Here is a 26,072-nt window from a genome sequence, read left to right on the forward strand (position 1 = left end):
TCAACTATTAACACAATAACAATGAGATCACGGGCTACTCTCAGTTTTGGCCACCGAACCGCAAGCTGTTTCCACCTCACGGCCGGCATGCTGTTATGCTGGCTAATGCTGGTTGATATCCAGGCCTTTGCTGCAGAGCCTGATTCAGCCGCAACGCAGCCCACCTCTACAGTGGTAACGACCTCTGCCGCAAGGCTACCCATTTCTACCGAAAGAGATGTTTATAACCTCGCCCCCTATGTGAGCTACTACGAAGACAAGGACAGCCGGCTGAGTTTTTATGACATATTCCTGCAAAAGGTATCACCTCACTGGATAACCCAGGACAACGAAACCCTCTCCTTCGGCTATAGTGATGCCACCTACTGGCTGGTCGTGGATCTGGAAAATATTGATATCAATGACAGTGAATGGTTTCTGGAAGTCGGCTATCCGGTATTGGATGAAGTGGATATCTTCATTACTGAAGGCGTACATCTGCTCCAGCAGTTCAACTCAGGGGACAACCTGACCTACAACTCACGTTTGTATCCCCACAGAAATTTTGTATTCCCACTCAATCTCCAGAGTGGCCAGCCGCTGAAGATTTATCTTCGGGTCAGATCAGAGACCTCCATACAAGTTCCCCTGAAGCTGTATAGTCCCACGGCATTCCACACACTGGACAACAAAGCAACCTTCGTCGAAGGAATTTACTACGGCTTCATGCTGATCATGGCGCTGTACAATCTGTTCCTGTATTTCTCCATCAAGCAATCCAGATACCTGTACTATGTGGCGTTTATCTGCTGCTTTTCCATGTTCCAGCTATCTCTCAGCGGTTTTGCCTATCAGTACCTGTGGCCGGAATCAGTGCGCTGGAATCAGTTGTCATTACCCGTGTTCCTCGGCACTACACTGTTTTTCATGGCGATGTTCGTCAATCGTTTCCTGAATCTCCCGGAGCACAAACCCTGGGCCGGTCGACTGTTGATTTCCGGGGCCATACTTGCCCTCGCAGGAGCCTTGCTAAGCACGACGATCAGCTACCGCTCCATGATCTTGTTCATGATCGCTATTTCAATGGTGAACATCACTCTGGCGCTGATCCTGGGTATCCAGCGCTCGATGGAAAAAGATCGTGCGGCACAGTATTTCACGCTTGCCTGGTTCTCTTCCCTGATGGGCGCCATTATTCTGGCCCTGAATAAAATCCATCTGATCCCCCGAAATTTTGCTACCGAGAATGCATTGCAAATTGGTACGGCAATCGAAGTGGTGTTGATTTCATTTGCCCTGGGAGAGTATGTCGCCCAACAACGTCGGGCGAGAGCCCAGGCCCAGCAGGAATCCATGCGTATGGAGGTTCTGGCTCGAATGGCACAAGAAGATGCGCTGGCGGCGGAGAAAAAGTACAGCGCACAGCTGGAAGTCCAGGTCAATGAACGCACCAATGAACTGCAGAAAACTCTCCATCTGCTGGAGAAAGCCAATCATAGCCTGGAAAAACAGAGCCACGTTGATGAGTTGACCAATGTTTTTAACCGCCGCTACTTCAATCAGCGTTATGAAATGGAGGTAAAACGAGCCGCAAGGGATGGAACGCCATTATCTCTGATCATGATTGATATCGACCATTTCAAACGACTCAATGATAACTACGGTCACCTGTTTGGTGACCTTTGCCTGCGACATGTGGCCTTGATTCTGGAAAAGGGCAAACACCGTCCCGGTGATACGGTCGCCCGTTATGGTGGCGAAGAGTTCGTCATGCTATTGCCTGTCACCCCATTGGAAGGCGCCATGATTGTCGCGGAGCGAATTCGAGGATGGGTGGAACATGCCAGAGCACCGCACCCGGACGATGTACCTCATTCATCTAACACAAATGCAAATTATGCAGATGCATTTACTACAAATGCTTTTAATACAAGCAGTATTCATCCGAACAGTATCGAACCGAACATCACGATCAGCCTCGGCGTGGCCACTTTGCAGCCGGAATCACAGGCGTCCGGCAACCAATTGTTGCAATTGGCTGATGAGGCCCTCTACATGGCCAAGGAAAACGGCAGAAACCAGGTATGCTCTGCCGATTCAAAAAACTTTGAAAATACCGTCAGGAATTAGCCTCTATCCTTTGACTGCCAGCGCCAGGGCCTGCTCCGCCAGATGGTCCAAACTATAAGGCCCTTCAGGGTTATACCAGGTCACCGTCCAGCTCAATGCACCTGTCAGAAATCGACGCAGAATAAACACATCCCCATTTACCAAGCCCTCTTCTTTGGCCTGATCCAGGGTGTCCAGCCATAGCTTCTCGTAATGATCCCTCAATTTCAGAATGCGTTTCTGATTCAGTTCCGACAGGCTGCGCCACTCATATACCAGAACGGTCATGGCCTCCCCGGTTCCTCCCAGGATCGATTCAAGCTCACAGCGAATCAATGCGAGCAGGGACTCCTTCGGACTACTAGCCTTGGATAACGCCTCTTCCATTTTGGCAGTGATGTAGAGAATGGTCTCCTCCATCACGGCAAACAGAATCTCTTCCTTGCTACGAAAGTGATGAAAGATGCTGCCGCTCTGAATCCCCACGGAGGCTGCCAGATCTCTTACCGTTGTGCGTTCATACCCCTTCTCTTTGAATAGGTGAGCCGCCTTGGATAACAGCCTGCCCCGGGCACTATCAGGATCCGTCACCCTACCGTCCCGGATTAATTGTGCAAGTTGATTCATATATAGAACAGCCTCTTAAATTACATCCACACGCATATGCTTTTTATATCCACGATCTTTCATATCCCTAAATCCTTTTATCTTTTATCTTTTACCTTTTTTATATCTATGGTCCTTCACACCCATCCCCCGTAGGGGCGAACCTGCGTGTTCGCCCTGCTCTTCCATCAGCCTTCTGCTAACCTTAGCCACCACCTCGTCAACAAAAACCAACATGGAAGCCTGGCCCTAGAGGCCACGCAAACTCTCAGGTTCTCATTGCTGGCGGCTAGTTTATCCTAAAATTCCCACTTTACAAACCAAGCGCTTGCTTGGTATCGTTTTTCAACCTTAGTTCAGCCAGGTTCGCGAGACGACTATCCGCTTCGACCAAACACTGAAGTAGCCGCTCTGACTGCGGACCTAACTGAAGAACAGAAATGAAAGAAAAGAACAGAAACACAAGCGCAAGAACTGAAAGACAGGGAATCCAGAACAAGAAAAAAAAAGGGACAAGAACGACAAATAAGACAAGAAAAACAACGTGCACAATGACAGGCGGGTATATGAACGCAAAATCCAGCATCAGAATCGGTTGTGCAGCAGCCTTCTGGGGTGACACCAATTCTGCCGCATCCCAACTAGTGGAAAAGGGTAACCTGGACTATCTGGTTTTTGACTATCTGGCGGAAATCACCATGTCCATTATGGCCGGCCAGAAAATGAAAGACCCTGGCGCGGGCTATGCGGTGGACTTCGTAAAACACGTAATAGCGCCCCTGCTGCCACAGCTGAAAGCCAAAGGTATCCGGGTATTGAGCAACGCGGGCGGAGTCAATCCATTGGCCTGCCGGGATGCATTATTGGCCGCGGCAGAAGCTGCAGGCGTCGAAATCAAAGTGGCCGTGGTCCTGGGTGACGATCTACTGCCCCATAAAAAACAGTATGCCGAGCAGGATATTCGGGAACTGGACAGTGGCGCTCCATTGCCTCCCATGTGTGTGAGCATGAATGCCTATCTTGGAGTTCCCGGACTCGTTGCCGCCCTTAAAACCGGAGCCGATATCGTCATTACCGGCCGGGTGGTCGACAGTGCCGTGGTTCTCGCCCCGTTGGTACACGAGTTCGGCTGGGCAATGAATGATTATGACAAGCTCGCCCAGGGTAGCCTGGCGGGCCATATCATCGAATGTGGCACCCAATGCACCGGTGGGAACTTTACCGACTGGGAATTGATCCCCGGTTATGAAGATATGGGGTTTCCTATCGTCGAAGTTAGCGCCGATGCGAATTTTATCGTGACCAAACCGGAACAAACCGGAGGGCTGGTAAGTTGCGCCACTGTTGCCGAACAAATGGTTTACGAAATTGGCGACCCCCGCGCTTACTTCCTGCCGGATGTGGTCTGTGATTTCACCGGGGTGAAGCTTGAGCAGTTAATGGACAATGTTGTCCAGGTCACTGGTGCCAAAGGACTGCCCCCCACAGACCAATACAAAGTCTCGGCCACTTACCCGGATGGATTCAAATGCACAGCCACTTTTCTGATCGGCGGCATTGACGCTGTCCGTAAAGGTCAGGCAGTAGCCGACGCCATCATTGCCAGAACCCAGCGTATTCTGGCTGAGAAAGACCTCCCACCATTCACTGATACCAGCATTGAGCTGTTGGGGTCAGAAGCCACTTATGGCTCACACAGCCAGGCAGGACAAACCCGGGAAGTAGTGGTAAAGATCTCCTGCACCCACCCGAAAAAGGATGCCCTGGTCACCTTTTCGCGGGAAATAGCCCAAGCCGCTACCGGGATGGCTCCAGGCCTCACCGGCATTGTAGGTGGTCGGCCTGATGTCTGGCCCAAGATCCGGCTGTTTTCCTGCCTGGTTCCCAAAGCCGGTATCGACGTCAGCGTTGTGGCCGGAGATACCCGAACCCCGGTCAACGTCGCCACCGATGGAGGATTCACCAGTGACATGGTACAGCCTCAACTGTCCTTAGATAGAAGCATCGATACAAACATTGATACAGACATGGATACGGGTCTGGATGCGGACAGAAACACCTCCGATGCCGAAGTTCCCCTGATCAAGCTGGCCTGGGCTCGTTCCGGCGACAAGGGCAACCACGCCAACATTGGTGTTATTGCACGTCGTTCTGAATTTCTCCCATACATTCGCGAAGCTCTCACCGAGTCTGCGGTCAAACGCTATATGGCCCATGTACTTGATGCACCGGAAAGCAAGGTGGAACGCTGGGAGCTACCGGAAATCAACGGGCTGAACTTCCTGCTTCGGAACAGTCTTGGGGGTGGCGGTGTCGCCAGCCTGCGCATCGACCCCCAAGGTAAAGCATTTGCTCAACAACTATTGGATATGCCGGTCAAGGTTCCCCAATCCATGATTGACCGGCTATAGCAGAGGCTACTCCATGACATACAACTCGATTTTCAAAGATAAACTGTTTCAGGGCAAAACGATGGTTGTCACCGGCGGAGGCAGTGGTATCGGCCGGTGTACGGCCCACGAACTGGCTTCTCTCGGGGCGGATGTGGTGATCATCGGCCGCAAACAGGAAAAGCTTGATCAGGTAGAGATGGAAATCCGGGAAGACGGTGGCCTTATCTCCTCTTACGTGTGTGACATCCGGGAAGAGGAAAAGGTGACTGCCACCATCAAGGAAATCCTCAATAGCCACGGAGAAATCCATGGCCTGGTGAATAATGCCGGAGGGCAATATCCGTCGCCACTGGCTGCTATCAATCAAAAAGGCTTTGAGACAGTGGTACGCACCAATCTGGTCGGCGGCTTTCTGATGGCCAGGGAAATCTATAACCAATCCATGCGCAAACATGGGGGGGCTATCGTCAATATCATAGCGGATATGTGGGGCGGCATGCCGGGCATGGGACATTCCGGGGCAGCCCGCTCCGGGATGGACAACCTGACCAAAACCGCCGCCGTGGAGTGGGCGGTATCCGGTGTCAGAGTCAATGCCGTGGCTCCAGGATGGATCGCCTCCAGCGGGATGGATAACTACGATGCCAGCATGAAACCGATGATCAAATCCCTGCAGAATGCCGTTCCCCTGAAACGACTCGGGACTGAAGCTGAAGTTTCCAGCACTATCTGTTTCCTACTGAGCCCCGGCGCCAGCTTCATCAGCGGCGAAACGATCCGTATAGATGGTGCGGCTCCGCTGGGAGGTCGTCATTGGCCACTGCCAAAAGCCAATCACGTGGAAGAGTACAACGGGTTCCACCGTTCCACGACTCCCAAGGTCTTATTGGATGAATAAAGTGTTATTGGATGAATAAGGTCTTAGTGGATGAATAGATGTTATTGGATGACTAATGACTTGCAGACCTCCTCCTCGCGACGGGTCTCAATATCAGAACAGAAAACCGAACAGAATAATAAAACGAGGCACTGACATCATGTTGTTTACCCAGGAACACAACGAAATTCGTCGTACGATTAAAAACTTCGTCGAAAACGAGTTGAATCCTCATACCGAAGAGTGGGAAAAAGCCGGTGAGTTTCCCATGCACGAAATCTTTAAAAAACTGGGCGATCTCGGTCTGCTGGGCATCCACAAACCGGAAGCATTTGGCGGTATGGGGCTCGATTACAGCTACAACATGATTGCCGCAGAGGAACTTGGAACCTGTACCAGTGGAGGTGTTGCTCTTTCCATCGGGGTGCAGACGGATATGTGCACCCCGGCCATCGCCCGCTTCGGCTCTGATGAGCTGAAAGAACAGTTCCTGGCTCCCGCCATTCGAGGTGAGATGATCGGCTGTATCGGCGTCAGCGAAACCACTGCCGGTTCCGATGTGGCCGGTCTGAAGACCGTCGCCCGCAAGGACGGCGACGACTACGTGATCAGTGGCTCGAAAATGTGGATTACCAATTCACCACAAGCCGATTTCATGTGTCTTCTGGCCAACACTTCTGAAGGCAAACCCCACAGCAATAAATCCCTCATTGTGGTTCCCATGAATCTGCCGGGGATTGAAGTGGCCCCCAAGCTCGACAAACTGGGGATGCGCAGCTCACTCACAGCCCAGGTATTCCTCGATGAAGTGCGGGTTCCCCAGCGTTTTTGTATTGGCGCCGAGGGTATGGGATTCATGATGCAGATGATGCAATTCCAGGAAGAACGCCTGTGGGGCGCCGCCAATGTCATCAAGGCACTGGAACGTTGTGTCAACGAAACCATCAGCTATTGCCGGGAACGCACGACCTTCGGTCAGCCCTTGATCGACAATCAGGTGATCCACTTTCGCATGGCCGAACTGCAGACCGAAATTGAAGCGTTGCGGGCCCTCACCTACCGGGCCTGCGAGATGTATGTGGCCGGCAAAGATGTCACGAATCTCGCCTCCATGGCCAAACTCAAGGCCGGTCGCCTGGGCCGGGAAGTGACCGATTGCTGCCTGCAGTACTGGGGCGGCATGGGCTACATGTGGGACAACAATGTCTCCAGGGCCTATCGGGATGTCCGTCTGGTTTCCATCGGTGGCGGCGCCGATGAAATCATGCTGGGCATTATCTGCAAACTGATGGGCACCTTGCCCGGTAAAAAGAAGTAACGGAGTCCAGCCATGCCGGTGATTGAATCGCTCATCAACCCGAATTCAGAAGAATTCGCCAAAAACCGGGAATCCATGGAAGTGGCCCTGGCAGAGTTCCGAACCATAGAGGAAAAGGTGCTGCACAAGGCCCGGGAAGCCAAAGAGAAATTTCATAAAAAGGGCAAACTGCTCCCCCGGGAACGTTTGAATCTGTTACTGGATCGGGGAACCCCCTTTCTGGAATTGTGCTCCCTGGCAGGCTTTAAGATGCATGACGACAAAGACGGCTCCATGGCCGGTGGTGGCGTTATCGCCGGGATCGGTTATGTACAGGGAGTTCGCTGTCTGGTTGTCGCCAGCAACAGTGCAATCAAAGGCGGAACCATTTCTCCCGCAGGATTGGACAAAACCCTGCGGATTCAACAAATCGCCATGGAGAACAAGCTTCCGGTAGTTACCCTGGCAGAGTCCGGTGGGGCCAACCTGAACTATGCGACCGACATTTTCGTACTCGGGGCCCGGGGATTTGCCAATCAGGCAAGAATGTCCGCTGCCGGGATTCCCCAGATCACCGTCGTACATGGGAATGCGACGGCCGGTGGAGCCTACCAGCCCGGTTTGTCCGACTACTGTGTGGTGGTGAAAAACAAGTCCAAACTGTTCCTTGCCGGTCCACCCTTGCTGAAGGCTGCCACCGGGGAAGTTGCGACCGATGAGGATTTGGGCGGCGCAGAGATGCATGCCTCCGTCGCCGGAACAGCAGAGTTTTTGGCAGAGGATGATGCTGACGGTATCCGCATCGCCCGGGAAATTCTGCACCAGATTCCCTGGAATGAAAGCCGTCAAAATAACGCAACACTTCAGTGGAATGAACCACTCTACCCGGTCTCCGACCTGTTGGGCATTGTGCCGAATGATCCTAAAAGACCCTATGACGTGCGGGAGATTATCGCCCGGATTGCGGATGGATCGGAATACCTGGATTTCAAGCCCTTGTTTGATCAGCAAACAGTCTGCGGCTTTATCAAAATTCATGGCATGTCCTGCGGCATTATCGGAAACAACGGCCCCATCACCCCTAACGGAGCTGCCAAAGCCTCGCAGTTCATCCAACTCTGTGAACAAAGCAACACGGCCATTCTGTTCTTCCATAACACCACTGGTTTTATGGTGGGAACCGACTCAGAACAAAATGGTGTCATCAAACACGGATCCAAAATGATTCAGGCTGTTGCAAACGCCAAAGTGCCGCGCATCACCATGGTCGTGGGCGGCTCCTATGGCGCCGGCAACTACGCTATGTGTGGCCGAGGACTGGACCCCCGCTTTATTTTCGCCTGGCCCAACAGCCGTACCGCGGTTATGGGCGGAGTCCAGGCAGGAAAGGTACTGCGCATCGTAACCGAGGAAAAGCAAGCCAAGATGGGCATGACGCCGGATCCCAAAATGCTGGACGCCATTGAACAGGCCACCGCGGAGAAACTGGACAAGGGATCCACGGCACTCTACGGCACGGCACGGCTATGGGACGACGGTCTGATTGATCCTCGTGACACCCGGCAGGTTTTGGCTTTTGTATTGGATGTTTGCTATGAAGCGGAGCGGCGCTCCCTACGTGAAATCACTTTCGGCGTCGCCAGATTCTGAGATGGACATGGCGCACCGAAATAAGTTTCCGCGACATCTCCGCGACCTTTTCAGGCAAGCCTAAAAATAAGATGAATACATAAAAAGAATAAACAAAAAGAATTTAATGGAAACGATATGACATTACCCAACACAGAAACGCTTAAGCTGGAGCAACAGGACCATGCCCTGTTCATTACTCTGAACCGTCCCCAGGTCCGCAATGCCATGTCTCTTCAAATGGTGCATGAACTGATGACGGTTTTTGAAGAAATTCACTCTGACCGCACTATCCGTGCCGTGGTTTTAAGAGGTGCCGATGGAAATTTCTGTGCCGGCGGTGACATCGGCGACATGGCCAATGCCAGAAGCGCTCTCGGACAATCCTCAGAAGATCCTTTCGCACTGCTAAATCGGGATTTCGGTCGCATGATCACCATGGTCAACGCAGCACCCCAAGTGGTAATCGCCGCCGTGGAAGGCGCCGTACTGGGAGGTGGGTTTGGACTGGCTTGTGTCAGTGATGTGGCCATAGCACATCAGAATGCTCAGTTTGGATTGCCCGAAACCGGCCTGGGCATTCCCCCTGCACAGATTGCCCCTTTCGTCGTCAAACGGATTGGTCTCACCCAGGCCAGACGCCTTGCTTTATTAGGTATCAGGTTCAATGGAGACGAAGCAGAACGCCTCGGTCTGGTCCACGACGTAGCAGAAAGCGAAGAGGCACTACAGGAAGCCGTTGAGGAAGTCCTGAGCATCGTAAAACGTTGTGCTCCCCAGGCCAATGCCACAACCAAAGCATTGCTTCTGGCGGTGGACCACGAGCCTCTGGAATCTCTCTTGGATAAGGCAGCACGCCAGTTCGGACAGGCTATACAAAGTGAGGAAGGCAAGGAAGGCACCATGGCTTTCATGCAAAAACGTCATCCCAAATGGGCCGAATGAGGTATAGCACACTATGTCCAGCAAAATCCTGAGTGCCAAGTTCAGCAAAATCCTGATTGCCAACCGGGGAGAAATTGCCTCTCGGGTCATTCGTACGGCCAAAGATCTTGGATTTCGTACTGTCGCCGTTTACAGCAGTGCGGACCAGTTTGCCCCTCATGTGGTGTTGGCCGATGAGGCCGTCTGTATTGGTGGGCCAGCCGTAGGGGAATCCTATCTGGTGGCAGACAAGATACTGGAAGCCTGCCGTAAAACCGGAGCAGATGCCGTTCATCCCGGCTATGGTTTTCTGTCGGAAAATGCCGAATTTGCCAATCAATGTAAACAGGCTGGTATTACCTTTATCGGCCCGCCTGCCGGCGCAATCGAACTGATGGGAAGCAAGCGACTCTCCAAGATTGCTATGCAGAAAGCGGACGTTCCCTGCATTCCCGGTTACGAGGGTGAAGCACAGGATGACGAGAGTCTGCAGAGTGCTGCCGGGAACATCGGATTTCCCTTAATGATCAAAGCCTCCGCAGGCGGCGGCGGGCGCGGCATGCGCCTAGTGTTTGAAGAAAGCGAGCTCCTCCCGCAGATAAAAACCGCACGTTCAGAAGCCCTTAGTGCCTTTGGAAGCGGCGAGCTGATTCTGGAAAAAGCGCTGATTCAACCCCGGCATATCGAAATACAGGTGTTCGCTGACCAGCATGGACAGGCGGTTTATCTGGGAGAACGGGATTGTTCGATACAACGGCGTCACCAGAAAGTCGTTGAGGAGGCCCCCTCCCCCTTTGTGGACGAATCTCTTCGCCAACGCATGGGTCAGGCCGCGGTCAATGCTGCATTGGCCTGTCAGTATGTGGGCGCTGGCACTGTCGAGTTTCTGGTCGATCAGGATCAGAACTTTTACTTTCTGGAAATGAACACCCGACTACAGGTAGAACACCCTGTAACGGAACTTGTGACCGGCTATGACCTGGTCGACTGGCAATTAAATGTTGCTTGCGGGAAGCCTTTGCCAGTATCCCAGGACCAGATCAAGCTCACTGGCCATGCCATGGAAGTCCGCTTGTATGCGGAAGATCCCGCCAACCAGTTCCTGCCGCAGACAGGAAAAATCCTCCATTGGGAGCCGACAAAAACAAAAGGTATTCGCATTGATGACGGCATCGTTAACGGTCAATACGTCAGCCCTCACTATGATCCTATGCTGGCCAAAATCATCAGTTACGGTGCGGACCGTGAAGAAGCCCGTCGCCGGCTATCGAGAGCCATGGAGGATTCCGTGTTGTTTGGTGTCACCACCAATCAGCAGTTTCTGACCAGTATTCTGTCTCATCCGGAGTTTATTCGCGGTGAAGCCACTACCGCTTTTATCGAGGAACATCTGCAGCAGGATGACTCCATGTTGCCAGCCTCGGGAACGATGCTGAGCCACGCGTTGGCTGCCATCATTCTTTATCACGGGAAACATGGTGATAACCGGCATTTCAACTGGTGGACTGCCAACCGGGCACCCTGGCCCTACGAGTTGAGGCTGGGAGATCTGATCGTGGAAATAGCTTTGGAATCCACCGGAGAGCGCGAGTTTATTATCCGCCGGCAGGAAGAAGAGCTATCCGTGAGTGTCATTGCCTGTACCAATAATGAGCTGGTCTTTGTCACCAACGATATCCGCCGTAAGGTCCGCTACCAATGCGACCAGGACAAGGTATACCTGAATCTGCAGGGATGCACCTATTGCTATCAGGATTTAACCCTGGAAGCCGCGCAGGCCGGTGATGTTGCCGGTGACGGCAAAGTCCGGGCCTCCATGGACGGTTCCATCGTGGATGTTCTTGTCGCTGAAGGCCAGGCGGTCAGTAAAGGAGAGACTCTGGTCATTCTGGAAGCCATGAAAATGGAGCATCCCCTGAAAGCTGATACCGACGGCACAATAGGTACGGTGAATATTAAAACCGGCGATCAGGTCAGGGTCAGAGAGCTGTTAATCGAGATAGAGCCGGCTTTATAGCTTTACCTGAGTCCGGATATGGCTCTGTCAGAGTCCGAATATAGCTTTGTCAGAATCAGGATATAAGTTTGTCAGAGTCCGGATAGAGTTCATCAAAAGCCGGATAGGCGAAAAGAACCGGGAAATGTTCCCAACCCCAGATAACCCAAAGATTTGTATACCCCATGAAAAACCTGAAAAACAAAACCATCATTATTACTGGCGGCAGCCGCGGCATCGGACGTTCCATGGCTCTGAAGTTTGCAGCAGACGGCGCTAACATCGTTCTGGCAGCTAAATCTGCAGAGCCCCATCCCAAGCTCCCCGGCACCATTTACAGCGTGGCAGAGGAAGTCGAGGCAGCAGGAGGTAAGGCACTGCCAATACAGATTGATGTTCGCGATGAAGAAAGTCTGAAAACCATGGCTCAGGCCGCCGCTGAAAAGTTTGGCGGCATTGATGTGGTAATCAACAACGCCGGTGCCATCAAGCTAAGCGGTGTTGAACATACGCCCTTAAAGCGCGTCGACCTGATGTATCAGATCAATACCCGAGCGGTTATCGCCACCGCCCAGGCAGCATTGCCCTGGCTGAAAAAGTCTGAGGATGCACACATTCTCAACCTGTCACCGCCGCTAAATCTGGATCCAAAATGGTTCGCCCAATATTCCCCCTACACCATGACGAAATACAGCATGTCCATGCTGACACTGGGCATGTCTCAGGAATTCAAACGATATGGTATTTCCGTGAACTCCCTCTGGCCACGGACGCTGATAGCCACTGCAGCAGTGGAGTTCGAGGCAGGCAATAAAAAGGCGCTGGATCGCGCCCGTAAGCCTGAAATGATGGCGGATGCCGCCTACACTCTGTTCACTTCAGAAACGCCACATTCCGGCGAATGGCTGATTGATGAAGAGATTCTGAGACAACATGGCATGACCGAGTTTGAGCACTACCGCTATCAGCCGGATTCATCAGACTCCCTGATGACAGACCTGTTTGTTGATGAATAATACTGTTCGGTGGACAATGAATCTGTCCTGACGAATCATGACGGCTACCAATAATAAAAGCTTCGCATACAAAGCAACCTATAAATATAAAAGCGAAAAAAGGTATACACATGACTGCCGCAATATCACAGGAGCAGTCAGATCGCATTTCCCCGCTGGATGTGGTCCGACAGCTGCCTTTTATTACCAAGCGCCTCCCCTCTATTGCCAAGGGGTATTACTTTTATGCTCTATTGAAGGCCGATAAACCTCTCGCGGTGGGAAACATCGTTGAACAGAATGCCGACAAATACGGGCACCGGCCTGCGGTTTACTATCAGGATTCCGTACTCACCTATCGGGAGCTGAATGCCTGGGCCAACCAGGTCGCACACTATCTGGCCGCAAGAGGCATCGGAAGAGGAGATGTCATTGCTCTGGCGGTGGAAAACCGTCCTGAGCTTCTGGCCGTTCTCATTGGCGCTCTCAAGCTGGGAGCCGCCTGCGCCATGATCAACACCTCTCAACGAGGACATGTACTGGCCCATAGCCTGAAGCTCACTAAACCCAAGCTGATCGTCGTTGGAGAGGAACAGCTTAGCCATTTTGAATCCGCCAGGAACGAAGTCAACTTTATAACATCCGATAATCTCCTGTATCTTGCAGATCGCGACACCCGAGTTGATCCGGGTACCGCCCCTGCCGGATTCATCAACTTAGCCGAAGCCGTTGAACACTATTCCGAGATCAATCCGGTAGTCGATGATCGCCCTGTAGCCGGTGATACCGCCGTCTATTTGTTTACTTCAGGGACCACCGGACTCCCCAAGGCAACCCCGTGCAGTCATCTCAAATGGTTCCGGGCCATGGGCGGACTGGGTCACATGTCCCTCTCCCTGACTCCCGATGACGTCATGTATATCACTTTACCGCTGTATCACGGAACAGGACTGGTGGTGTGCTGGGGCGCCACACTGCTGACAGGCGCTTCGATTGTTATTCGCCGCAAGTTTTCCGCCTCAGAATTCTGGGCAGACATCCGCAAGTACCAGGCAACATGCTTCGGCTATGTGGGAGAACTCTGCCGCTATTTGTTAAACCAGCCCCCTCAAAAGGACGACCCCCATCATACGCTCCGGAAAATGGTTGGAAATGGTTTACGTCCCTCCATCTGGCGGCAGTTCAAGCAACGCTTTGGCATCGAACAGATTTCCGAATTGTACGGCGCCAGCGAAGGAAATATTGGTTTCAGCAATTTTCTGAATCTGGACAATACCGTCGGTTTTTCCACAGCGCCTTTTGCTCTGGTCAAATTCCATGAAGGTACTCGTGAGCCGATCCGAAATGCCAAAGGCAAACTGGAAAAAGTGGCTAAAGGGGAACCCGGCCTGCTACTCGGGAAAATTACCGATCAATGGGCCTTTGAGGGTTACACACAGACGGAAGAAACAGAGAAAGCCATCGTGCGCGGGGCCTTTGATCGCAATGACGCCTGGTTCAATACCGGTGATGTGTTGAGGGAAATCGGCTGCCGCCATCTGCAGTTTGTCGATCGGATGGGCGATACCTTTCGCTGGAAGGGAGAAAATGTTTCCACCACCGAGGTAGAAAACACGCTTGATCGTTTTGGCGATATCAGTGAAGCCATCGTTTATGGAGTTGAAATTCCAGGCACCAACGGAAAAGCAGGGATGGCCACCATTGTGTCGAGGGACGGCTCACAACAGATGGACATGGAAAAGCTGCTGACCTACCTGCAACAAGAGCTTCCTGCCTATGCAATTCCGGTATTTATCCGACTTACGCAATCCATTGAGAAGACCGGGACCTTTAAATACCGAAAAGTCGATCTGAAAGAAGCCGGATACCAATTGAACCGTGAAGGTGATCAGGTATATGTCTATCTTCCCGGCACCCATCATTATCAGGAGTTAACATCAGCTCTGATCAGGGATATCGAAGCCGGGCAATATCGATTCTAGCGGGGAAAGCCCTGTTCCTCGGGGCCTTGCCGTAGCTCTAGTTCTTATAGCTCTAGTTATTAGAGCTCTGGTTCTTGCAGCGACTCTGGCACTGGCGCCCCTTCATTCCCCCTCCTCCTTCACCTTGCCGTTGTCGCAGGCACTTGTCCTCAGGCACTAGCGGAAAGTCCCGGCAGTGCCTGCTCAGAAAATTTTTCTGTCTATACTGATAATTGGCAACTGATCCGGTCGAGACCTGTTAGTGAATGGTTCCACTCCCGATAAGAACTGGACTTTGAAAATACTTATCCCCGTTAATCTGATCATCATACTATTGACGTTTTCCTTATCGGCAGCCGCCGAAGTGAGCAATCGTCTGGACGACACCTTTCAGAGCCTTTGGTCACAGGGCTACATTCCCAAGGTAAAAATACTGGAACTCAGGCCCAATGATCCTGACTTTGCGGAACCGATGACCACCATTAGAAAGCGGCTTGAAGAACAATCGATCACCCTGGCCGATGCACCGAGTTACGGGTATTCCCGCTCAGCTTTCTGGGTCGGCTTCAGCGTCACAAATGAGCAGGAGCTGAGCCGCACTTACTACCTGGAAGTTGCATATAACCGATTGGACAATGTCTATTTCCAGGTCACCCAACCGAATACCGGTGCCGTGGTCACAGAGTTTGCCAGTGGCGACTTGAAACCCTTCTCCATGCGCCCACTGAAAGCCTCCAACTTTGTCCTCCCAATCAGATTCGAAGCGCGTCAAAGTTTCAATGTTTACATCCGCATAGAAACAGCCTCATCGGCGCAGTTCCCTATTCGGATATGGACTCCCGATCGCTTCACCGAACAAAACCAGACCTTGTCCGGCGTCACTGGCGGACTCATTGGCATGATCGGCGTCATGGCCGCCTATAATCTGTTTCTATTTCTGAGCCTGAGGGAAAAAAGTTTTTTGCACTTTGCCGTCACCCTCATCAGTTACGCGGTAGTGGAAGGTGTTCTGACGGGATTTGCCTTCCAATATGCCTGGCCCAATCTTCCCTACTGGAACGACACCAGCCTCACGTTTTTCGGTAATATGGCACTGGCTTCCCTGATGCTGTTTTCCCGGGACTTTCTTGCCCTCAGAGCGTCCTTCCCCCGACTTTACAAAGGGTTCAACCTGATGGCACTTGTCGGCTATGGCCTGGCCATCCTGTCACTGGTTGCGCCCTACAGAACCATGATCCAGATTACCGCTGCCAATGTGGTACTGTCGCCGGTGCTGGGGTATGTCCTGAGTTTGATCATGACGTTTCGGCGCCATAAACCCGCTTATTACTATGCCATCGCCTTTACGTTCTTTGTGATCTCCGCCGCAGTCTTTACCTTAAGCAAAAGTGGTATCATTCCGCGCAACTTCCTTACCGAGTACTCCATTCATTTGTCGGCGGTGGGCGTCGTGGTCCTGTTCAGCTTTGCTATGGCGGACCGAATTCATTACGAACGTCAGACACGGGAAAATGCTCAGCAAAGTGCGATAGATAATTTGCAGAAATACCGGGCGATTTACGAAAAGTCCCTGGAAGGCATGTTCCGGGTTCTGCCCGATGGAACGCTACTGGCCTGCAATCCCGCATTTGCACGACTGCTCGGAGTTGAGACCGAAGAAGAATTGCTTTCCGCCATACAAAATACTGTCAGCCTGGTTCCTGCGAGTGAAGAAGCCGGCTATCAATTAATCACCCAACTTAATCAACAGGGCCATATTTTTGGTTTCGAGACCAAATGCAGAAGGCTGGACGGCTCTGAATTCTGGGGAGCTATTTTTGCCAACAAACTGGAAGATGCGGATCATCATGTGATCATTGAAGGCTCTATTGTTGATATCACCGACAAAAAAGAGAATGAGCTGCAACTCAGTTATCTGGCAGCCCACGACCCGTTGACCAATCTTCTCAATCGCAACGAATTTGAAAAACGCCTGAGAAGAGCACTGGCCACCTCACGGGAGTCAGGTTCAGAGCATGCCTTGATATTTGTCGACCTTGATCAGTTTAAAATCGTTAATGACACTAGTGGGCACGTGGCCGGAGACGAGCTGCTGCGGCAGATCGGTTCACTGTTTCATTCTCACACCAGGGAAGACGACGCCCTCGCCAGGCTGGGAGGCGATGAGTTTGCCCTGCTACTGAAAAACTGCCATATCGATAAGGCCACCGAAATAGGACAACGGCTACGTTCTGAAGTATCCGAGTATCGTTTCTTCTGGGGTCGCAAGGTATTTAACGTGGGAGCCAGCATCGGCATAGTGCCCGTCACCGGAGAGGCTGCATCGGTGGAAGAAGTGTTAAGTCTGGCGGATACCGCCTGCTATGCCGCCAAGGATGCCGGACGCAACCGGGTCATCGTACATAGTCAGAAAGCCCATGATCTGACACAGCGGCAAAATGAAATGCAGGTAGCCACCAACCTGTTGGAAGCCATCAAGTCTGATCAGTTGCAATTATATTATCAGAACATAGTCTCCACTCGCCCGGAGGTGAAAGGGCTCCACTATGAAATTCTGGTACGCCTGAGACAGAATGAAGACATTATCAGTCCGGGAGCCTTTCTACCCGCAGCAGAACGCTACAACATGATCAGGGCCGTTGACCGCTGGGTGATCCAATCCTATTTCAAATGGCTGCATGAACACCCCGGCCATTTATTTGAGCTGCATCAGGCGAATATCAACCTCAGCAGCCAGACCATCGGGGAAGCAGACTTTGAACCCTTCCTCACAAAACTCCTGGACCAATACCGCATACCGGCTTCCAGGATATGTTTTGAAGTCACGGAAACGACGGCAATTGCCAATATGGTGGAGACCGCCAAGTTTATCCGGCGTCTGCAGGCCAGTGGGGTACAGTTTGCCCTTGACGACTTTGGCAGCGGATTTTCATCCTATTCCTACCTGAAAACCTTACCGGTCAACTCTGTTAAGATCGACGGCAGTTTTATCAGAGACATTCTGATAGATCCTGTGGATCACGCCATGGTCCGCTCCATTACCGAGGTGGCACACCTTATGGAACTTTCAGTCGTTGCAGAGTTTGTTGAAAACGAGGGGATACAAAACGCGTTGGAAGAAATAGGAGTGGACTTTATGCAGGGTTATCATCTGCATGTCCCGAAAGCGTTGGAGTAACGCCCCCGGAACATCAGAAAAGAACTGCGCTATAAGCGCAGTTGGCAGGGTATTAACGGGATTTCGGCTTGCGTGGCGGACGACGATCCGATCCACGACCTCTGCTGCTTCCACTGCCCCCACGGGTATCCGGCTTCATTTTCATGGGCTGCTGTTTCACCCGGACCTTTTGCATATGCTGCAGCACATCGCCCGGCATACCTTGTGGCAGGTCTACCAATGAGAAATTCTCGTGAATAGCGATATGGCCGATATGACGGGATTCGATTCCTGATTCATTCGCAATGGCTCCCACGATATCGCCCGGAGTCACATGATGCTTTCTGCCAACTTCAATACGGTAACATTGCATCGGCACTTCATCGCGACCACGGCCACCGCGCTCTCCCCTTTCGCCACGCTCGCGCCGACGGGATTTACGGTCACCACCATCGCGTCGGAAATCCTTGTCGTGCTTGGGCAGTTCTCTCAGGATCGGGAACAGAGGCTGTTCAACCTGCAGTTGAAATGCCAGAGCCGCTGCGACATCTTCCATCGTCATTTCGTGTTCCTGGGCAAATGTCAGTACGATGTCTTTGATTCGGCTGAAGTCCTGGTTTTCCAGAGTGGACAGGAGATTATCCTGGAACTGTTGAATCCGGTTCGTACTGATCTGCTCAGCAGAAGGCGCTTCGTAAGGTGTCAACGCCTGCTTGGTAGCCCGCTCAATATCGCGCAGCAATCTGCGTTCCTTGGGCGCGGCAAACAGTATGGCTTTCCCTTCCCGCCCGGCACGTCCGGTACGACCGATACGGTGTACGTAGGCTTCAGTGTCGTATGGAATATCGTAGTTCATTACCAGGCTGATACGCTCTACGTCCAATCCGCGAGCTGCGACATCCGTGGCGATAACGATATCCAGCAGACCTTTCTTCAGACGGTCGATGGTCTGTTCACGGATCTTCTGGGTCTGATCCCCATTCAGGGCTTCAGCGGCATAGCCACGTGCCTGCAGCTTTTCCGCCAGTTCCACGGTAGCAGACTTGGTGCGCACGAAGATGATCATGCCATCAAAGGTTTCCACTTCAAGAACCCGTGTCAGGGCATCCAGTTTGTGGGAATTGTCTACCATCAATACAAATTGACTGATTCGTTCTACGGTTGAAGTCTTAGCGGCAATACGGACTTCTTTAGCGCCCTTGAGATATTGCTCTGCAACCCGCTTGATTGCCGGCGGCATGGTCGCCGAGAACAAGGCATACTGACAATCGCCCGGCGCGTTGGAAAGAATCTCTTCCACGTCATCAATGAAGCCCATGCGAAGCATTTCGTCAGCCTCATCCAGTACCACTGCACTGATTGCTGACAAATCAAGGCTCTTACGCTGCAAATGGTCCAGAACCCGGCCAGGTGTTCCCACCACAACCTGAACACCGCGTTTCAATGAACGCAATTGTCCGCGCATGTCCTGCCCGCCATATATGGGCAACACGCTGAATTCAGGCAAATACTTTGAGTAGCTCTTAAAAGCTTCTGCGACCTGGATGGCCAGTTCCCTGGTAGGAGCCAGAACAATAATCTGGGGTGAGTTGATCGATGGGTCCAGACGATTCAACAAAGGCAAAGCAAAAGCAGCCGTTTTACCGGTACCGGTCTGGGCGACGCCCAGAATGCTTTCGCCTTGTAACAAAAGGGGAATACTCTGGGCCTGAATGGGAGAGGGCTGCTCATAGCCCACATCTTTCAATGCGGACAAAATAGGTGCGGAAAGACCAAGAGTAGCAAAATCTAGTGAATCGTCGGACATTAACAAAAAACCTGCGAGGGATTTGTGCTGCATATCGAGAGACGACAATCGTCTGGTGACTGCGGGCGGTTAAAAAATGGTCGCTTATTGTACAGATCCAGTACCTGGATTGATAGCACAAATTGTAAAGCCAAGCATTTATTTAGCCTTCCTGGCATTATTTCCGCCTTCCATTAACCGCAAATCACCATCCCTTTGTCCTGAATTGACATTCCATGGTCAACTAACGTTCCTTCAATCATCCCTGTCCTTCCATGGCCGATTGTCGTCTCTCGATATGCAACACAGTCCCGGCAGATTAAAGAGATCAAAAAAACTACTGAACCGAAACTAAAAATACTCGTGTGTGAATCCTGGCTTGCTTGTGAAGCTAAATAGTCATCCGGCTTATACAGCCACCAGATCACTTAATAGGCTCCACCAACACCAGACGCATACTGCGGCCGGCAAAGATTTTATCGAGTACGTTTTGCAGGTCTGCCACGCTTTCGCTCTGGATACGGAAACGAAATTTGGTGCCTTTGGAAGTGAATGCGTTGATACGAAACATAGTACGTTCTCCTGTGTTTTTTTCTGTTTACAGGAGCCATTCTATGGATAGGAACGACAGAAAATGTCGCTACAAGAAAAATTTACTAATTTTTAGTCAATCGTTCAGAACATTTCGGCTACTGACTCGACCAGATGTTGTTTCTCCCCACTTCGCATTGCTTCCAGCAAAGCGAGAGAACCGTTGCTGATGATCCGCCTGGTTGCCTCCCTCTCCGGGTAGCACCTCATAAACATATTGGTAAAATGAGTGCCGTAATGAATGGACTCGCCACTTTTCCCATTCAGAGGCCTGACGATGGTTTCAAAACCGGGTTCATGAAAATAGGCCAGTGCATAACGTTCCCTGACGGCATCAAGTTCAACTTTATGGGGTGTCGAAAGAAGGTAGCTATCAGTCAGGAATTGGAGAATGTCGCCGGGAAATACCGTCAATACACCAGGCATCGGCATCACCAGATTCCAGGGTTGTTTGTCGCCATACATCCCGGCAGTGCTTTCCGTCGTCAGCCAGTTGCGATTTCTTTTTTCACCTTCAACCGGTGGACGGATATAGAGCCCCGGCACCTCTTCCTGAGCAGCAATAACCAACATTCCATAATCAGTATGGGCACCAATTCCCCGACTGGACGCATCCGTCCCGGCAGCTGCAAACCGCAGAACCCTCATATGATGCCAACCATTTTGGGCAAGATCTGCCAGGGCGTTGAGATCACTTAGCCCCAGTCCCAGCGCAATCAACCTGAGAAGCTTGTCACCTATAGACCCTAATCCACCCATAAACGATTTCATGGCGAGTTCATACTCCGAATCAGGCCAAGGCACCGGTCCATGACAGGGCCACTGGGCTTTCGCCCGCCAATCGTCTTTCGGAATATCCGGACAGATGGTAAAAATTTCTGATTGGTCTACTTTCCCTGCTGTGATCTCTTCGCCACGAGAGACGTAACCAGAAAAGGAATACTGGCTGATACAGGCCGCTTTTTGCGTCAGCGGCCTGCTGAAGAACCGCTTACTGGCCTCAAAAGCCCGCTTCGTTATCTGCTTCTGTTCAGCCTCTGTGTTGATTTGAAATATGCCATCCTGCCGCCAAGCCTGGATCATGTCCCGTCCAAGCTTGATATTGGATGATGTCGTGGAAATAGAAGTGGGGAGCCGGAAAGTTTGCAGATTACTCATCATCGTCCTCTGATAATTCACCAGTTCAGGCAAAACCGGAACGTACTTCACTTACTCTTCAGTGATAACGCCATCCAATTTCTCGCCCCATGGTGCTAGCTCATGAAGGACGTTATTACGACAAAGACCCTTGGTTAGATCCATGATGTAGAGGATGTCTAACCTCATCTCTGAATTATCGTACTGCCCACCTCGATAAGGCCACTTAAAATCGGCGGATATTGCAAAATTGAACACCTGGTCACCTTGACCACTCACAAACATACTTACATAAGTAATCGGTAACGAAATCTATACAGTCATAATGAGGCGCTTGTTCATACGAATTCGAGAGTCGCGGGCGGGAATGAATCCTTTTAGCTCAATGATGGTGCTCTATATCTCGACAATTCTCGGAGATCTGCTCAAACTCAAACGTCGTGTGAGCTAGTGCATAGCCGCTTAGTGTATCTGCTATGTCTCCTTTGATCGCCGTTTGAACCTCCGTGGATATGGGCTTATCCAGCTCCAGATGGGCGGTCAGTACGTGCTTTTCGCCATCCAGAGACCACAAATGAAGGTGGTGGATGGCCCTGATATGTTCAATTTCCAGCAATTTATCCATGATCTCCTGGCGCAGCTTCCGATCTGGCACCGCCTGCAGAAACAGAAAGAGGGTTTTAATCACATGCCGCACCACATTGGACAGGATGAACAGCGTGAAAACGATCGATAGAAGCGGATCGAGAATCGGCCAATCGGCGAACAACAATACGACACTGATAATCAGCACCGCCAGCCAGCCGAGCACATCTTCCAGCAAGTGCCAGTTCAACAGCTGCTCGTTCAGGGTTTTGCCTTTACTGACTTTCAACGCGGCGAATCCGTTTACCGCGACTCCCAGAATGGCCAGCCAGAACATTCCTTGGGCATGAGGCATTTCCGGAGCCATTAATCGGGGAATGGCCATGGATAATACCCATACAGAGCCAATAATAAGAATGCCGCCGTTAACCAAAGCCGCCAGCAGCGAGAATCGCCGGTACCCATAACTGAATCTGGAATCTGCCTGCCGGCCGCTTAGCTTCTGCATTATCCAGGCAAACGCGATGGCCAGAGCATCACCGAGATCATGTACGGCATCAGCCATAATAGCGGTACTGTTGGTTAACCAGCCCCCCACAAACTCGATCAGGGCAAATGTGGCATTCAACCAGAACGCCAAGGCAATTCGCCCGCTGCTTGCGTCGTCGTCCACGTGGGAATGATGATGGTGATGCGAAGACATTGTTATATAGTCCCCGTCAATCAGTTTTCGAGTTGCTTAAGGAAGGTTTGCTCATCGCGGATTCCGACACTGTTACCATCCGGGTCCGTGATGTTAATGGTCGTCCCCCAGGGGTAACGATTGATCTTGGGTTCAATTCCCCAATTCTTCAATGACACCGCTGCCTGTTCAATATCTCTGACGTTAAAACGAAGACGAGTGGGGTTTTCTGCCATCGTTTTTTCTCCATCTTTTTTTTCTCCATCCTTTGTCATACCGCCAGTTTCAATCATCAGGTATGCGCCGTAAAAGTCCAGACAAGCCAGCCTGAAATCGCCCTCCTGGGATTCAAACAGAATCGGCAGGCCGAACAGCTGATGATAGAAGTTTACACACTCATCGAATCGTTCGACTCTCAATATGATTCCTGTCCGTTCAATCTCCATTCAGATGTCCTTTCAACCTATCTATTCAATGGGTCTGTTCTCTAATCTACGACAGCAGGTAGAGGGTTACAAACGACTTTCTTCTGCCAGCCATATGAGAGTAATATCTGACAAACCTGTCAAATATTTTTCCCATTCAAGGAGGCTTTATGGACTATCCTCGTGACATGATCGGTTACGGCAATCAGCCGCCCCATCCCCGTTGGCCGGGCAATGCCAGGCTGGCACTACAGTTTGTTGTTAATTACGAAGAAGGGGGTGAGAACTGTATCTTGCACGGTGATGCAGCCTCGGAAGCCTTCCTGTCTGAAATCGTCGGAGCACAGCCCCTCCAGGGTGTGCGCCATATGAACATGGAGTCCATTTATGAATACGGCAGTCGGGCAGGATTCTGGCGCCTGCACAGGTTATTCACCCGGTTTAACTTTCCGGTGACCGTATTCGGCGTGGCCACGGCTTTAGAGAGAAATCCTGAAGCGGTCGACGCCATGTTGGAAGCAGACTGGGAAATTGCCAGCCACGGACTTAAATGGATTGATTATCAATATATGTCTGAAGAGGAAGAGCGCAGCCATATCCTGCAGGCGATAGACATCCATGAACGGGTCACGGGCTCCCGCCCGTTGGGCTGGTATACCGGCAGAATGAGCCCTAATACCCGCCGTCTGGCAGTGGAAACCGGTGAACTTCTGTATGATGCTGACTCATACGCAGATGACCTGCCCTACTGGCTGCATGACTTTGGAAAACCTCATCTGGTGGTTCCCTACACCCTGGACACCAATGACATGCGTTTTGCCACTAACCAGGGATTCAATAGCGGAGACCAGTTCTACACCTATCTCAAGGACAGTTTTGATGTTCTTTACGAGGAAGGAGCCACCGCCCCAAAAATGATGAGTGTCGGGCTACACTGTCGCCTGGTAGGTCGTCCGGGACGGCTGGCAGCATTGTCCCGATTCCTGGACTATGTGAGTCAGCATCAGGACGTTTGGGTCTGTCGACGCGTCGACATTGCCCGTCACTGGCACGATCATCACTACCCCGTCTCCTAAAAGTCCACCTTAGAGGGACAAACAAGATGGTCCCTCTTTTATTCCTCAATCCTGAAGCTTTGCTATTTCTCAGTCCTGGCTTTGCTATTTCTCAGTCCTGGCTTTGCTATTTCTCAGTCCTGAAGCTTTGCCTATCCCTCAGACCTGAAACTGCCTCAACAATACATTCAATTCAGCCGCCAAGGCTGAAAGCTCCGAAGCGATCTGCTGGTTCGTCTGCGTCGCCTCTGCCGTCGTTTCGGCTTCGGCCAGAATATTGACCAGATTTCGATTGATGCTCTCGCTGACCTGGGACTGCTCATCTGAAGCGGTGGCAACCTGAGCATTGAGATGATTGATAAGACCTACCGCCTGGAGGATATCATCCAGGCAAGTTGCGGTACTTTGCGAATGCGACACGGTCTCTTCGCCCACATACTGACTGGATAACATAACTTCAACGGCTTCTTCGGACCCTTGTTGCAACCTCTCAATCATGAGTTGGATTTCTTCGGTACTACTTTGGGTTCGACTGGCAAGAGTTCTGACTTCATCAGCCACAACAGCAAACCCGCGCCCTTGGTCACCCGCCCGGGCAGCCTCAATCGCGGCGTTGAGAGCCAGAAGATTGGTCTGTTCGGCAATTCCCCTTATCACGCCGAGGACGGAGACAATTTCCCCCACATGCCCTTTGAGATGCTCAATCACTCCTGATGCCTTACCTACTGAATCTACCAGTGATTGCACCGATTCGGCTCCTCTGGCCACCACGTCCCTGACCTGGCCACAGTTGTCATTGGCAGAGCCTGCCGCTGAGGCTGCTTCAACAGCATTGCCCGACACCTGGAGGGCGGAAGCCGACATTTGATTCATGGCGGTCGATACCATGTCCGTCTGCTGTCGTTGCAGGCTGACTGACCGGGATATCTGTCCGGACAGCTCAGTGCCTTTTTCAGCCGCCTCGATGACTTTCATTGCTGTCTCTGAGGTCTTGCAAACCAATGCATGAACCTTGCTGACAAACAGGTTAAAGGCTGCCGCCAATGATCCCAACTCATCGTTGGAATCCACATTAAGCCGCTGGGTCAGGTCACCATCCTCACTGGCAATATCGTTAAGCCTGTCAGTGACTTTCTGCAGGGGTTTGACAATGGTTCGGGTCACTGCCAATGACAGCCCAACCAAAACAATCGCCAGCGCAATTCCAAGTACCAGTGCAGACCGGATTATCGAGGCTAGCTGCTGGCGTTGCTCCTGCTCAAGCGCAGCAATCGTGTCATCGATGTCATCAATATAAAAACCGGTTCCCAGCATCCATTGAACATCAGGTAACCAGACGGCATAACTTAATTTTGGAAATTGCCCTTCCTGCTTGAGCTTGGGCCAATCATACTCAACATACCCTCCGCCATTTTTCGCGACTGCTATCAACTCCTGAATGATGGCCACGCCCTTTTTCGACTTCAGCCCGATCAGATTCTTGCCAATAAGATTTTTCTTGGCGTGGGCAGTCACCGTACCGTCTTCAGAATATGCAAAAAAATAGCCGTCCTTGCCGAATCTGAGCGAACTGATTCGCTCCCCCAACGTCGCCTCTTCTCCTTTGCCTTCCCCTTTTCCTTCTACTTTCCCTTTCCCTTCTGCCAGCATTTGCTGAATCGCTGATTGGGCGAGCTGGGTATATTGTTTGAGTTCGGCTTTCTTTGCGGCCATGAGGCTTTGTCGGGTATCAGCCAGACTACGCTCAAACAACTGCTGCATACTGATCAAATTGAGAATACTGAATCCCAAGGTACTCAGCATAATTGTCGCGATCGCGAGAGTAATAATTTTGGTCTTAATAGTCATGATCATCACCTCAAATATCTTCAGGTGTTCAGGGCTTGCT

General features: G+C 51.5%; 18 protein-coding genes. 11 read left to right on the plus strand and 7 right to left on the minus strand.

Features of this window, described 5'->3' with window-relative positions; genetic code table 11:
• Positions 1–105 precede the first annotated feature (105 nt).
• Positions 106–2,109: a diguanylate cyclase gene (locus BTA51_RS20220; RefSeq protein WP_168188233.1), complete on the plus strand. Its 2,004-nt coding sequence runs from the start codon at positions 106–108 to the stop codon at positions 2,107–2,109.
• Positions 2,110–2,112: 3 nt separating this feature from the next.
• On the opposite strand, the gene BTA51_RS20225 is transcribed toward BTA51_RS20220, so the two are convergent.
• Positions 2,113–2,715, minus strand: coding sequence for a TetR/AcrR family transcriptional regulator (locus BTA51_RS20225; RefSeq protein ID WP_094710604.1), 603 nt, complete (start codon positions 2,713–2,715; stop codon positions 2,113–2,115).
• A 545-nt stretch (positions 2,716–3,260) separates the two neighbouring features.
• Here BTA51_RS20225 and BTA51_RS20230 point away from each other — a divergent pair.
• The 9 genes from BTA51_RS20230 (at position 3,261) to BTA51_RS20270 (ending at position 17,944) form a co-directional block, all read left to right on the plus strand.
• The gene (locus BTA51_RS20230) at positions 3,261–5,105 is read left to right on the plus strand and encodes an acyclic terpene utilization AtuA family protein (protein ID WP_094710606.1); all 1,845 of its coding nucleotides are present in this window, start codon (positions 3,261–3,263) and stop codon (positions 5,103–5,105) included.
• Between the two features lie 13 nt (positions 5,106–5,118).
• Complete coding sequence (locus BTA51_RS20235; protein ID WP_094710608.1) at positions 5,119–5,985, plus strand: SDR family oxidoreductase; 867 nt, start codon at positions 5,119–5,121, stop codon at positions 5,983–5,985.
• A gap of 139 nt (positions 5,986–6,124) precedes the next feature.
• Entirely contained in the window at positions 6,125–7,282 is a 1,158-nt protein-coding gene (locus tag BTA51_RS20240; RefSeq protein WP_094710610.1) for an acyl-CoA dehydrogenase family protein, read from the plus strand.
• Between the two features lie 12 nt (positions 7,283–7,294).
• Entirely contained in the window at positions 7,295–8,911 is a 1,617-nt protein-coding gene (locus BTA51_RS20245) for an acyl-CoA carboxylase subunit beta (protein ID WP_094710612.1), read from the plus strand.
• 117 nt (positions 8,912–9,028) lie between these two features.
• Positions 9,029–9,835, plus strand: coding sequence for an enoyl-CoA hydratase/isomerase family protein (locus BTA51_RS20250; protein ID WP_094710614.1), 807 nt, complete (start codon positions 9,029–9,031; stop codon positions 9,833–9,835).
• A gap of 13 nt (positions 9,836–9,848) precedes the next feature.
• The gene (locus BTA51_RS20255; protein WP_094710616.1) at positions 9,849–11,831 is read left to right on the plus strand and encodes an acetyl/propionyl/methylcrotonyl-CoA carboxylase subunit alpha; all 1,983 of its coding nucleotides are present in this window, start codon (positions 9,849–9,851) and stop codon (positions 11,829–11,831) included.
• A gap of 164 nt (positions 11,832–11,995) precedes the next feature.
• Complete coding sequence (locus BTA51_RS20260; protein WP_094710618.1) at positions 11,996–12,826, plus strand: NAD(P)-dependent oxidoreductase; 831 nt, start codon at positions 11,996–11,998, stop codon at positions 12,824–12,826.
• 110 nt (positions 12,827–12,936) lie between these two features.
• Positions 12,937–14,787, plus strand: coding sequence for a long-chain-acyl-CoA synthetase (locus BTA51_RS20265; RefSeq protein ID WP_094710620.1), 1,851 nt, complete (start codon positions 12,937–12,939; stop codon positions 14,785–14,787).
• Positions 14,788–15,061: 274 nt separating this feature from the next.
• Positions 15,062–17,944 (plus strand): EAL domain-containing protein, encoded by a 2,883-nt coding sequence (locus BTA51_RS20270; RefSeq protein WP_246841108.1) that lies wholly within the window; start codon positions 15,062–15,064, stop codon positions 17,942–17,944.
• Between the two features lie 52 nt (positions 17,945–17,996).
• Here the strand turns inward: BTA51_RS20270 and BTA51_RS20275 are convergent, their stop codons facing one another.
• The 5 genes from BTA51_RS20275 to BTA51_RS20295 all read right to left on the minus strand — a co-directional run bounded on the left by BTA51_RS20275 (position 17,997) and on the right by BTA51_RS20295 (position 23,150).
• The gene (locus BTA51_RS20275; RefSeq protein WP_094710622.1) at positions 17,997–19,730 is read right to left on the minus strand and encodes a DEAD/DEAH box helicase; all 1,734 of its coding nucleotides are present in this window, start codon (positions 19,728–19,730) and stop codon (positions 17,997–17,999) included.
• A 403-nt stretch (positions 19,731–20,133) separates the two neighbouring features.
• On the minus strand, positions 20,134–20,280 hold the full coding sequence (locus tag BTA51_RS30245; protein ID WP_168188234.1) for a hypothetical protein: 147 nt from the start codon (positions 20,278–20,280) through the stop codon (positions 20,134–20,136).
• Between the two features lie 104 nt (positions 20,281–20,384).
• A complete protein-coding gene (locus BTA51_RS20280; protein WP_246841109.1) occupies positions 20,385–21,461 on the minus strand; it encodes a 2-oxoglutarate and iron-dependent oxygenase domain-containing protein in 1,077 nt (358 codons plus the stop codon).
• 358 nt (positions 21,462–21,819) lie between these two features.
• Positions 21,820–22,725, minus strand: a complete 906-nt coding sequence (locus BTA51_RS20290; protein ID WP_094710626.1) for a cation diffusion facilitator family transporter — start codon at positions 22,723–22,725, stop codon at positions 21,820–21,822.
• A 20-nt stretch (positions 22,726–22,745) separates the two neighbouring features.
• Complete coding sequence (locus tag BTA51_RS20295; protein ID WP_094710628.1) at positions 22,746–23,150, minus strand: VOC family protein; 405 nt, start codon at positions 23,148–23,150, stop codon at positions 22,746–22,748.
• A gap of 149 nt (positions 23,151–23,299) precedes the next feature.
• Between BTA51_RS20295 and puuE the strand changes: the two genes are divergently transcribed.
• Positions 23,300–24,205 (plus strand): allantoinase PuuE, encoded by a 906-nt coding sequence (gene puuE, locus BTA51_RS20300; RefSeq protein WP_094710630.1) that lies wholly within the window; start codon positions 23,300–23,302, stop codon positions 24,203–24,205.
• Between the two features lie 138 nt (positions 24,206–24,343).
• Here the strand turns inward: puuE and BTA51_RS20305 are convergent, their stop codons facing one another.
• The gene (locus BTA51_RS20305) at positions 24,344–26,032 is read right to left on the minus strand and encodes a methyl-accepting chemotaxis protein (protein WP_168188235.1); all 1,689 of its coding nucleotides are present in this window, start codon (positions 26,030–26,032) and stop codon (positions 24,344–24,346) included.
• Positions 26,033–26,072 lie beyond the last annotated feature (40 nt).

It is taken from the genome of Hahella sp. CCB-MM4 (assembly GCF_002260525.1).
GTDB lineage: Bacteria > Pseudomonadota > Gammaproteobacteria > Pseudomonadales > Oleiphilaceae > Hahella.

Coding starts and splice junctions, on each gene's coding strand:
- BTA51_RS20265 (WP_094710620.1), top strand. CDS start 12,937: ATGACTGCCGCAATATCACAGGAGCAGTCAGATCGCATTTCCCCGCTG.
- BTA51_RS20275 (WP_094710622.1), bottom strand. CDS start 19,730: ATGTCCGACGATTCACTAGATTTTGCTACTCTTGGTCTTTCCGCACCT.
- BTA51_RS20245 (WP_094710612.1), top strand. CDS start 7,295: ATGCCGGTGATTGAATCGCTCATCAACCCGAATTCAGAAGAATTCGCC.
- BTA51_RS30245 (WP_168188234.1), bottom strand. CDS start 20,280: ATGTTTCGTATCAACGCATTCACTTCCAAAGGCACCAAATTTCGTTTC.
- BTA51_RS20220 (WP_168188233.1), top strand. CDS start 106: ATGCTGGTTGATATCCAGGCCTTTGCTGCAGAGCCTGATTCAGCCGCA.
- BTA51_RS20305 (WP_168188235.1), bottom strand. CDS start 26,032: ATGACTATTAAGACCAAAATTATTACTCTCGCGATCGCGACAATTATG.
- BTA51_RS20250 (WP_094710614.1), top strand. CDS start 9,029: ATGACATTACCCAACACAGAAACGCTTAAGCTGGAGCAACAGGACCAT.
- BTA51_RS20255 (WP_094710616.1), top strand. CDS start 9,849: ATGTCCAGCAAAATCCTGAGTGCCAAGTTCAGCAAAATCCTGATTGCC.
- BTA51_RS20260 (WP_094710618.1), top strand. CDS start 11,996: ATGAAAAACCTGAAAAACAAAACCATCATTATTACTGGCGGCAGCCGC.
- BTA51_RS20230 (WP_094710606.1), top strand. CDS start 3,261: ATGAACGCAAAATCCAGCATCAGAATCGGTTGTGCAGCAGCCTTCTGG.
- BTA51_RS20280 (WP_246841109.1), bottom strand. CDS start 21,461: ATGATGAGTAATCTGCAAACTTTCCGGCTCCCCACTTCTATTTCCACG.
- BTA51_RS20235 (WP_094710608.1), top strand. CDS start 5,119: ATGACATACAACTCGATTTTCAAAGATAAACTGTTTCAGGGCAAAACG.
- BTA51_RS20225 (WP_094710604.1), bottom strand. CDS start 2,715: ATGAATCAACTTGCACAATTAATCCGGGACGGTAGGGTGACGGATCCT.
- BTA51_RS20290 (WP_094710626.1), bottom strand. CDS start 22,725: ATGTCTTCGCATCACCATCATCATTCCCACGTGGACGACGACGCAAGC.
- BTA51_RS20295 (WP_094710628.1), bottom strand. CDS start 23,150: ATGGAGATTGAACGGACAGGAATCATATTGAGAGTCGAACGATTCGAT.
- puuE (WP_094710630.1), top strand. CDS start 23,300: ATGGACTATCCTCGTGACATGATCGGTTACGGCAATCAGCCGCCCCAT.
- BTA51_RS20240 (WP_094710610.1), top strand. CDS start 6,125: ATGTTGTTTACCCAGGAACACAACGAAATTCGTCGTACGATTAAAAAC.